The sequence below is a fragment of the uncultured Ruthenibacterium sp. genome (assembly GCF_963558415.1).
GTDB lineage: Bacteria > Bacillota > Clostridia > Oscillospirales > Ruminococcaceae > Ruthenibacterium.
Map to the genome: position 1 here is coordinate 21377 of NZ_CAUWGY010000027.1, position 9059 is coordinate 30435.

Annotated in this window: 4 protein-coding genes; 2 read left to right on the forward strand and 2 right to left on the reverse strand. The window is 50.5% G+C overall.

Annotated elements, in window-relative coordinates; genetic code table 11:
• Positions 1 to 248: 248 nt before the first annotated feature.
• A complete protein-coding gene (locus AB5H98_RS06560; protein ID WP_367925114.1) occupies positions 249 to 1466 on the forward strand; it encodes a hypothetical protein in 1218 nt (405 codons plus the stop codon).
• Positions 1467 to 2543: 1077 nt separating this feature from the next.
• Positions 2544 to 3254, forward strand: a complete 711-nt coding sequence (locus AB5H98_RS06565; RefSeq protein ID WP_367925115.1) for a hypothetical protein — start codon at positions 2544 to 2546, stop codon at positions 3252 to 3254.
• Positions 3255 to 3294: 40 nt separating this feature from the next.
• Here the strand turns inward: AB5H98_RS06565 and AB5H98_RS06570 are convergent, their stop codons facing one another.
• A complete protein-coding gene (locus AB5H98_RS06570; RefSeq protein ID WP_367925116.1) occupies positions 3295 to 4065 on the reverse strand; it encodes a class B sortase in 771 nt (256 codons plus the stop codon).
• A gap of 69 nt (positions 4066 to 4134) precedes the next feature.
• Positions 4135 to 9059: SpaA isopeptide-forming pilin-related protein (locus AB5H98_RS06575; RefSeq protein WP_367925117.1), on the reverse strand; the 4925-nt coding region annotated here is incomplete at its 5' end.

A 9059-nucleotide genomic window follows, 5' to 3' on the forward strand; every position in this document is an offset into this window, starting at 1 on the left:
GGTTGCCCCTTCGTGCCATTGGAAGGTACAGGGGTTTTATGCTATACTAATTTGTAATTGACTGATGTGTAAAAGCGGGTGGATGTGGCCACCACAACGGGGAAATCAAGACCACCGTCACCGATATCAATAAGCTGAAATCCTTTTTCGAACGGTTCTTTGGTATCAGTGAGGCGTGCTTTGAGAAGGAGGAAAGGGAAGAAGAGGATTCTAATATTATTAATTGATGGCTTGAATGGAGGATTATGATGAACAGTGACGATGGGCTGCGTTGTAAAAACCAAATGCAGCCGCAAAACGGATGCGGTGTTGGGTTGGTCGAGATTGCCGACGGCATTCTCTTCGACACACGGACGCGCATTGAGGACAAACAAGTCATCAGTATGCCAATTGCGCAACTAGCGAGCTTAGGAGAAGGTGTTGCCTCGCTTCTTCCCGCTTTTCGGACGGTGACGCAGACAACGAATGTTTACGCCGAAGGGCTTTACCAGTTAGCAAACGCCGGCGTTGGGGATGCGCTGAAAATTGCTCAAAACGGGAACTTCTGGGGAGCGTTCAAAACGGCGGAAGGCAATTCAAAGTTAGCACAGCTCCAATCTGCTACTTTTGCCCCAGCAACGACTACAACGGTCATGCCTGTCAATCCGGCCGCTGTTATGATGTCTGTTGCTCTGTTTTCTATTGAGCAGAAGCTAGCCGATATTGAAGAGATGGAGCGGAAAATCCTCTCCTTCTTGGAAATCGAAAAAGAATCCGAGATTCAGGCGGATCTGGAGACCCTGTTTTCCATGATCAAAAAGTACAAATTCAACTGGGATAACGAGCATTTTGCCGCCGGCAACCATAGGCTTGCTCTGGATATTGAACGGACCGCACGAAAGCATATCAATTCGTACCAGAAAAAGGTCATCGATGTGCTGAACTCCAAAAAGTTACGCATTTCCCATGGGCAGGTGAACGCCACCCTAAACGATTTTTTGCGAAAATTTCGGTATTATAGGCTCTCCATTTACATCTTTTCCATGGCATCTTTTATCGAACTTATGCTGAGCGGCGATTTTAAGGAGGAAAACATCCGCTGTGCTCGCGATGAAATAGAAAATATGGCCGCGGTATACCGGGACATCTTTGAAAAATGTTCGGTGTATCTGGAGAAACTGAGCGATGCCTCCCTTGAGACGAACCTCCTGAAAGGTCTTGGAACGGCAAGTAAGGCCGCGGGAAAAGCAATTGAGCGTATGCCGGTAGTCAGCCGGGGTCCCGTCGATGAGTTTTTGAAGGGTCACGGGCAGCAGATGAGCGAGAACGCACTCCGGCTTGAGAGGAAAACAGTCGGGGCTTTTGCGGAACTTAGTAACCCGGGAGTCGGTGTCTTTGTGGAAAAGATGGACGACATGATTCTGATCTACGGGCAAACAAAAGAAATCTACTTTGACAATCAGATGATTTATCTTGTGAGAGGATGAAAATAAACGGCAAGAATAGCAGGCAAAACTAATTGCTCCGTATTCACACTCTTATAGGGATTTAGTGTTTTGCAATCACACTTTTATAAAAAATTGTGTTAGTGGGATTGTGCCGGCCGATGCGACTGCAATCGGGCATCTCACTGGGAGTTTGAGGCATTGCTCGGTCCACAAGACTCGAGGATTACTGTGGGAGTTTGTGGGCGTAAGGCGGAGTCAGGCGAGACCAAGATTTAGGCGCTTATCCGTGAGCGCTAGGAGAAACTGACAGTTATTTTGGACGTGGGCGATGAATTTATAGAGGTGACCCATGAATATCCGGATTTGATGGTACATTTAACCCCTTCCAGGCCACTATCCGGGAGGATGTGCACCAAAAACTGGACAACAATGATATCCGTTGGATCATCGTGCGCGAGATTGGTTAGTATGAGTTCTGCACGGCAGATCAAAGATTTTTGAGAAACCATTAGCTTAAATATTTGATGAGCGATGAATGGCCGCTTAACTAAGTAAACCAAAACAATAAAGCCCAGAAAGCCTGATGCAGACAGGCTTTCTGGGCTTTATTGTGGTGCGCCCGACTGGATTCGAACCAGCGGCCTTCCGGGTCGGAGTTCCCAGACACACAACGCCAAACCGCGATTTCAAGCCGTTTTTCGTCGGTTGTGCACAAAAAAGAAAACTATACAAAAAGCCCGCGAAGCCTTTTCAGCACAGGCTTCGCGGGCTTTTGCATGCGTGGTGGTCAAATGGTGGTCACGGTGGTCAATTTTGCCGGAAAACGAGGTGTGAGGCAGGGGGGAAAGTGGTCAACGCGAGACGCCCTCTTCCGGCTGGGAGGACCAGCACCGGTCGAAAGAGCTGGCATCTCAGTTCATCAAGTGATGCGCAGACGAGTGCCAAGCCAGTGTGAAGAACAGGAGAGTAAGACTTGGATAAAAGTTTGAGCATTGATAAAAAAGATGAATTTTAATAATATTAAATAGGGAAGTGAGAGTGCAAAACGCACTCTTAAACAAGAACGTGTTAGTTGAACTCAAATCACTCTTTGAACAAAAGTAAAAGGAGCACACAATGGAAAACAACTATACACAAATCTGCGAGAATAAATCGTGGAGCTTAAATGGCGATGAGGAAGACATTGGAAAAAAGGTTCTCCAATTCTTGCAGGAATGTTCTGAAACAGCGACCTTCGGTGCCCGACTGAAACGATTTATTGCGAAGGAATGCGGTGTTAGCGAAGATAGTGTGCCGCAATACTTGAAAGGCAGACTCCAGGCGGAAGAAATTGACATGAACTCGAACACCTTGCGGAATTGGTTCTCTAAAGCAGGGCCCAAAAAAGGAGACCATAGCAGAGACCTTATGCTTCGAGTCGCATTTGCCCTTCGTTTGAACGTGGAGCAAACGAATCTGCTTTTTCAGAAAGTGTATCTGGACCGCGGCTTGTATCCGCGCCGATTCGAAGAGTATGCAGCTGAATTTTGCCTGAGAGAGGGATTGGGCTGGACGGTCTGGCAAAGCTTATTAAAACAATATCCATCCGCAGAAGAGGAAAATGAGCAGACCGTTTATACCCGTGTGCTACAGCAGGATTTGGATGGTATAAAAACGCCTGAAGAAGCAGCGGAGTACTGGAAAAAACATTTTCACAATTTTACAATACGAAACAAGTCGGCCAGAGAGGTTTTGCAAAACCTTGTTCGAAAAGTAAAGGGAAATAAGGATAGAACCGGTGAAATGGACAGGGAACTTGAAGGAAGAAATGACAAGAGTGATATTTGAGACAAGATTTGTCAAGGGTGTTTTCATCAAAATACGGTGGTTACATCCCTCGGGCAACCACTACAAACCGCCCGTTTTTTGTGTGGTAGCTGCAAGTAGACAGGGTCAGCAGTTCATCTCCGTATACAGCAATGACCCCCGTGTCGTACAGAGCGGCCTTCTGTACCTGATCCACATAGTCCTCAAAAACGGAAGCATCGCTCACATCCGTATATTGATAGTAGCGGAATACGCCTTCGGCATCCTGCGGATAGGCTTCTGAATAAAAGGCAGCCAGTACCTTGTATTCTCCGGAGGCAGCATGGGTATCAAATCGAATGATGGGGTGTTCCTCCCAGTACGCCCGGTCGGCATAGGAGAGAAGCGTGGCAAACATAGAGCCGTTTTTCATGTTGTGCCCGTATATGAGGTAGTTGCCACAGCCCTCATAGCAGGAGGCCGACAAGAAAGGAACACCGCTCTGGAAATCCTTTCCGTCAAAGTCCCGCCGTAGATAGTATTCCCCGTTCTTCGGCGTGTGCATAACCGGATAGTCCAGCTCCGTTCCCTCTATACAAATCCAGCCCCAAAAATCTTGGTTTATCTCTTTCAAAACCGCATAAGGAGAGGCGGCATCGACATTTTTCGGGTACTCCTGCGGCTCTGTAGGAAAATCCAAAAAGGGCTGTTTTACGATTTCTTTCAGTTGCTCAAAGTTATCCTGCTCTCGGTGAGCCTGCGATATGATCCCATAAACCATATATGCGGAGACGAAGAACAAGACACTGAACACAAGGAGCAATATAGAACGCAGTTTGTTTTTTCTTTTCATGGCGCTTCCCTTTCACAAGAAAAGCGGCGAGACAGGTGTCTTTCATACCCCGTCTCGCCGCCAGCTTCATTATCTCTTACAGTGTTTGCCTTTATATTTACGTTTGCTCCCCAGCAATGTAATAATTGTACCCATGCCGGAAATTCCTAAAAGCACCAACCACAGAGTCAAATTTGTTTCATCCCCTGTCTTGGGAACATCATCAGTTGGCTTATCCGGAACGGCGGGTTCGTCCGGATCAGTGGGTTTATCATCGTTTGTTATAGTAAATATCATCCCGTTCTGATCTACTTTCGCTGTGAAACCGTCCGGCACATTCACTTCGTCCACTGTCCAAGTATACCCATCGCTGAGTCCAGTCCAAGTGAATGTCCAGTTATTTCGGTCGCTTAGTTCGACTTTCTCATATTCTTTGCCATCTCTCAACAGGACAACCGTTACAGAATCCGTCGCCTTGCCCCCATCATCCAGTATCCACTCTTTTTTCACTGTAAGGCTGGAATCATCAGGATCCGGGTCAATCGGCGTTACATTCTTGGTGTTCGTAAACACTGCTGTAGATGTACCATCTTTTGCAATCGTTCCTGTATCGCCAGTCTTGGTTGTCACATAGCCGTCATCAGAATAATCATCCTCAGCCACCGTGTAGGTGATACCAGCCGGAAGACCAGTTGCCGTCTTGCTCTCGTTGTGTTTCAGCGTAAAGGTGGCTTTACCGCCGGTAAAGGTCATGCCGCCATACTTGCCGCCGACAGTCGTATCGCCGAGGGTCACGGTGAAGTGGAATTCCTTATCCGTTTCCCCGGCGTTGCCCGCCACGGTTTTGGAGACGGTCAGGCTTCCATCTCCCTTGTAATTCGTGAACGCTGCATAGGCTGTTTCATCCTTCGTAATCTCACCGCTGATGGTGCCGGATTTCGGCACGATTGACCATTCGTCCTCCGCTTTTTCTGTAATTTTCCACTGCGTACCGGCAGGCAGGCCGAGAACCGTCAGCGCTTCGTCATGCCGCAGGGAAAGTGTTCCGCCGTCACTGATATAGCCGGCACGCTGCTCGCCGTAGTAATAGTACTCCCCAGCCAGCGCCGTGCCATCGGCATTCTTTAAAGAGACTTCGAAAGTGAAGTTGTGGGTATAGTCATCGGGCAAGATTTCCCCGGATACGGTCTTGCTGATCCGCAGCTTTCCGGTATCATCCGGCGCAGTCTTTTGGTCAGTAACAACTACGGTATTCAGCAGGCTGAACAGGCTGGTAAGATCCCTTCCGCGCAAATTGTCCCAGTTGGCGGTGTTGCTGCTGCCTTCATACAGTTTCTTTTCCAGTGCATCCGTATTCTGTTCAACCCGAGTCCGCAAAAAGCCCTCATCTGTGGTAAAGAACGGATAGATGATCTTCCCGCCGTCCTCATCGTGCAGGCCGTAATCCACCACTGCGTTGATGCCATAGTGCAGATTCATGCTGCGGGGGATTTGGGTTCCCGCAAGCAGATCATCCTTCCAGCCGTTCAGAGCAAACGACCCAGCCTTCTGTGTCTGGGCAATCGCGGTAATGTCCCGCAGCGTGATGTTGACCATATCATCCGCCGCATACTTTGTCATGGTCTGCATCAGCTTACCAACGCCGGCCATAACGGTGACGCCGTCATCTTTTGTGCCTGCGTCGGCGTAAATCGAATAGATGCCCACAATGACAGGGATCTCTGTTGGGTTCAGCTCATATCCCGTCGGCGCCAACGTCTCTTTCAGGGTGTACTTAGAGCCTACTTTCGCCCAATCTATCTTGGCGTATCCATCGTCATTCGGTGCATCCGGTCTGAAGATCAGCACGCCGTCCTGACCATCTACTGTGTCGGTAGTGCCGGTAATGGTCGAACCGTCCGGGCCGGTAAGGGTAAACTTCACCCCATTGACGCCCTTGCCGTCCTCGTCCACTTTCTGTACGCGCAGCTCCCGGCGCTCGTTGGGGATATAGATGATCGAGCGGAACTCCCGCTGGAACTGATCGGTGTTCAGGAAGGAGAAATCACGGTCATTAAAATTATCCCCGGTGATGGTCAGCTGTTCTACAATCCCGTTGATCACTTGGTCGGTCGTCTTGCCGTCCGCAGCACCCTTCATGACTTCACTGGATACATAGGCTTCCAGAGCATCGTAAAGTCCCGCGGAGGTAGTCCCCGTGATGTTAAGCTTCGTTAACGCGCTTGGCTCGATGACGCCGTACACCATTTTCATATCGCCCTTTGGGTTGTTAAGAGCATAGCGGTCTGCCCGGCCCGGAAGATCCTCTAACAGTCCCTCCAGCCTTCCGGTGTCCTGATTGTATGTAAGGCGCCATTCGGGCCAACGCTCGTCGCTGGCCTGGTACAGCGCCGCCTTGAGAACGGCTTTGCGCCACGCTTCGGCAGTGCGCGCTGCTGGAGCAACGGCGCCATAGCCTTCCGTATTGCTGCCGTAAAGGGCCAGCCACTTTCCGTCGTTAGCCACTTCGTCGTGGGACATATTCTCTTCCAGCAGCATAGGAACGGCGACAATGAGTCCCTTTTCTTTACTGTTCGCACTAAGCGCAGTGTTGCTTGACGCGATATCGCCGCTTTGCTCGTCGAATTGACCGTAGGTGATCGTACCCGTTTCGCGGATATTGGAAAAGAAACTGGCGTATGCGCCGGTCTGGTAGCGGTTTGCAACGACCAACATGGATGTGTCCGGATTGAACTTGAGCACAATGTCTTTGGGCAAAGCCCGGTAGCCGCCTGCCGTTTTAGTTTCTTTCAGGATATAATAAAGCGTGCCGTCTGCATGATGCTGATCCGTGAAGCTGAAGGGCGAGCCATCCTCTCTGACAAAAGACGATTTTCCGTTTTTATCAGTCTTGAGTGTTCCGATTACACCGCCGTTTACTGTATAGTCGGCAGCATCGGCGCTGTCGCCATTTTTGGCCGTTGCCGCATACAGTTCAAACTCCACACCTTCCAGCGGGTCACCGTTCTGGTCTACCTTTTTAATGCTGTGGTAGAGGGAGGGCTGGAGGTTGAAGCGCATTTGCAGGCTGGAATCGTAGTTCCCGCGCTCCAGATAAAACATCTTCAGGCTGTGGTCGGTACCGGTGGGAAAGATTTTTTCCCCGCTGTCATTGGTCGCCCAATGGAGCGCATCCGCCTTATCCTGTCCCAAGGCGGCTACAAACCTTTTATATAGCGTGGTTTTCTCATCGTGCACCACGCTGCCGGGGTTGTCCGGCAGACCGCCGGTCCGCCAGCTCTGACCGGTGATGACCTCGCCGGTGCTGAAATCGATGGTACCGTACAGCTCGCTGTGAACGCCGCCCAGATCCAGCACCAGCACATCATCTATGAAGACCCAAACATCATCGTCACCGGAGAACTGGAACACCATAGGCTGCTTGCCGTTGGAGCCCATGTTCAGCTTGCCGTTTTCCGGCTGGGTAAAATCCACCTGCATGGTCATACCCATATAGTGGTTCGCACGAACAGCATTATATACGTTTGTAATGGCTTCGGAGCTGGAGAGTATATTGGTCTTATTCCCATCCTTGTCCTCTGTCTGAATGCGGTCAAAAACCTTTGATGCACTGTCAAAGGGGAAGAAGTTCCCCAAACTCATATCACCATCGAATGCATTTGTGTCAGGATTATATCCTGCGTCCGTGCGCCATACGGCGGGACCGTCGTAGAGCGTGAAGGAGCCGTCGCTTCGCGTGCCGTCCTTCGTCGTGGCGTGGCTCTCCGTAAATTCCGCGAAGTTTTTCCGGGCGTCGTAGTAATAGTAGCCATCCTCATCTACTTGGAACAGACCGGTGACATTTTGATAGGATTCTTTACCATCCGTTGTTGTATCCGGATCAAACAGATAGCTCAAAGAAGCCTTTTTACAGTCGCCGCTGACCGTATCGCCGGTTATCGTCAGACCGCGGCTCTCCAGAAGCTTTACAGAAAGTGCTCTGGCCGCGTCCACGCCGGCGTTTTCATGTTCCGCATGATTTAGATTAGCGATGTCCATAAGTTTGCGATTCGGAGTACCCCAAGGACCATCTTCCGCAATTATTGGTATTGTCGGATTTTGAAGTGTACTACGTGCTTGATCCAGGTTAATATAAGGATAATTGTCCTCCAATGTGGATTTCACGATGCCCTTCATGTTCACGTTGTTTTGGCCCCAAGGACGGCCGGCGCCCGATCCCAGATTCCAAAAGCCGGCTTCCCGCATAGCGGAGCCGCCGAAGAGCAGCAGGGCATCCTGATTGATGCCGTTGCTGTAATTCTCAAATTTCGCGCCATTGGGCAGGACATCGTCATCACCCGTTATGCCGAAGTCATAGTCAAACAGGTTGACGGTGGTGCCTGCCGGTGTGATGCCCTGTACCGTATGATCTGCCAGATGATCATCAGGAGTAAGTTCTCTACGCTTACCAGGGTATTCAGCATATACCTCCGCGCCGCCGTATTCCAGCAGGACATAGGGCGCGTCCACATCCTTAGCCAGAGCATAGTCCTCCCCTATCGCCGCATCCAAACGATAATACTCCTGAGAATTATCCGACAATGGGGAGAAATCCCATGTAATAGGCAGGTATTCCGTTTCACCATCTGACAGCTCCACACAAAGCTTCTTTGGAAGCATTTCTTCCAGCAGCTCCTCGGTCAGATCGTCTCGCTCTGCGCCGGGCAGGCTTAAATACCATTCCCCATCATATTCGGTAAGGAGCTCCTCTTCGTCCACCCACGTCCAGCCGATGATGTACGTCTCCTCCGGTTCCGGCGGCTGCGCCTTGGCCGCGCACTGCGCCGGATCTTCCGCACAGACGGGGCACGCGCTGTTTCCCTCGTCCCCGCACAGGGCATCACAGATGCACACAGAGGGCTTTTCATCCTCCGGCGGCTGTACCTCGGCCGCGCACTGCGCCGGATCCTCCGCGCAGACAGGGCACGCGCTGTTTCCCTCGTCCCCGCACAGGGCATCACAGATGCACACAGAGG